Origin of the sequence: Methylobacterium sp. WL103, assembly GCF_008039885.1 — a bacterium.
GTDB lineage: Bacteria > Pseudomonadota > Alphaproteobacteria > Rhizobiales > Beijerinckiaceae > Methylobacterium > Methylobacterium cerastii.
This window is the reverse complement of the sequence record NZ_VRUX01001297.1, coordinates 1-440: the sequence shown is the minus strand read 5'-3', so window position 1 is coordinate 440 and position 440 is coordinate 1. Positions and strand designations below refer to the sequence as shown.

Sequence of the window (440 nt, the reverse complement as noted above, 5' to 3'; positions counted from 1 at the left end):
GTGCTGGCCGCCGACGCCGCCGAGCGCTCGGGCCTGCCGGTCGAGGTGGCGGGCAAGCCGGCGCCCGACCTGTCCGCCGAGCCGTCCGCCACCGGCACCGCCGAGCGCACGGTGCGGATCATCGCCCTCGACCGGATCGGGCCGGCCAAGGCGTCCTCGGCGAATCCCCCCTGAGCGGCGCCGCGCCGGAACCATCCCGGCGCTCGTGGGTTCGATTGGGCTTTCCACGATCCTTCGAGGCCGACCGAATGCGGACACTCCGCCTGCTGCTCCTGACCGGCACGATGCTGCCCGGGCTCGTCCTCGCTGCACCCGCCTTCGCCCGCGAGGACGGCGCCTCCGGCACGATCCTCCTGGCGCAGGGCGGCCCCGACGAGCGCGGACCGCGCGGCGGTGAAGGCCCGGGCGGACGCGGCGGCGAAGGGCGTGGCGGCGAAGGT

1 protein-coding gene is annotated in these 440 nt (G+C 76.6%); it reads left to right on the top strand.

Annotated features, from left to right (window positions below; translation table 11 throughout):
* Positions 1 to 248: 248 nt before the first annotated feature.
* Positions 249 to 440: hypothetical protein (locus FV222_RS29075; protein WP_147816564.1), on the top strand; the 192-nt coding region annotated here is incomplete at its 3' end.